This window comes from Inquilinus sp. 2KB_23 (assembly GCF_052115705.1).
In the GTDB taxonomy this organism is placed as follows: domain Bacteria; phylum Pseudomonadota; class Alphaproteobacteria; order DSM-16000; family Inquilinaceae; genus Inquilinus; species Inquilinus ginsengisoli_A.
On record NZ_JBFRHF010000080.1, the window covers coordinates 1 to 1089 of the forward strand.

Below are 1089 nucleotides of genomic sequence, written 5' to 3' on the forward strand. Positions count from 1 at the left end.
CCCTCTGCCTCGAACGCTCCATCGACATGGTCGTCGGCCTCCTCGCCACCCTCAAGGCCGGCGCCGCATACCTCCCGCTCGACCCCGCATACCCCCCCGAGCGCCTCGCCTTCATGCTCAAGGACGCCGACCCCAGGCTCGTCCTCACCGCCGGCACCGCCGGCCGCGCCCTGCCCGACACCGCCCCGCTCCTCCGCCTCGACGACACCGCACTCCTCGCCCAGCTCGAACGCTCCCCCGACACCAACCCYACCGACGACACCCGCCTGCACCCCCTCCAACCCCTCCACCCCGCCTATCTCATCTACACCTCCGGCTCCACCGGAACTCCAAAGGGCGTCCTCGTCTCCCATGCCGGCATTCCAAGCCTGATTTACGCTCATCTGACGCTGTTCGACATCCATCAGGGGTGTCGCCTTCTTCAATTCTCGTCGCCAAGCTTCGATGCTGCTGTGTGGGAGATTGTCGTGACGCTGGAGGCCGGAGCGACGTTGGTTATCGCTCCGAGAAAACATCTCCTTGCCGGGGATTCTCTGTCGGCCCTGCTTCAAGAAAATGCCGTTAGCCATGTCGTCCTGCCGCCGGCAGTCCTCGCGACCCTACAAGCGGAGGATGTTCCACAAAGCTGTGCCCTCATCATCGCTGGCGATAGATGTTCTCTGGGCCTGATCAGACAATGGGCGGCTGGACGCCGGGTGTTCAACGCCTATGGTCCGACGGAAACGACGGTATGCGCCACGGCCAGCGCGCCCCTGTCCGAAGCGGTCGATCCGCCGATCGGAGCGCCGATCTGGAACACGCGTGTGTATGTGCTGGACGGTGGGCTGCATCCGGTGCCTGTGGGAGTGCCGGGGGAGCTGTACATCGCGGGGGCGGGTCTGGCGCGGGGCTATCTCAACCGCCCGGGCCTGACCGCCGAGCGCTTCGTCGCCTGCCCCTTCGGGCCTCCCGGCGCCCGCATGTACCGCACCGGCGACCTCGCCCGCTGGCGCCCCGACGGCGTCCTCGACTTCCTAGGCCGCGCCGACCACCAGCTCAAGATCCGCGGCTTCCGCATCGAGCCCGGCGAGATCGAGGCCGCCCTCACCG

Annotated in this window: 1 protein-coding gene; it reads left to right on the top strand. The window is 67.4% G+C overall.

Translation table 11 applies throughout. From position 1 onward, the window contains the following. The coding region (locus tag AB4112_RS35970) for an amino acid adenylation domain-containing protein (protein WP_441727261.1) at positions 1-1089 on the top strand (1089 nt) is incomplete at both ends.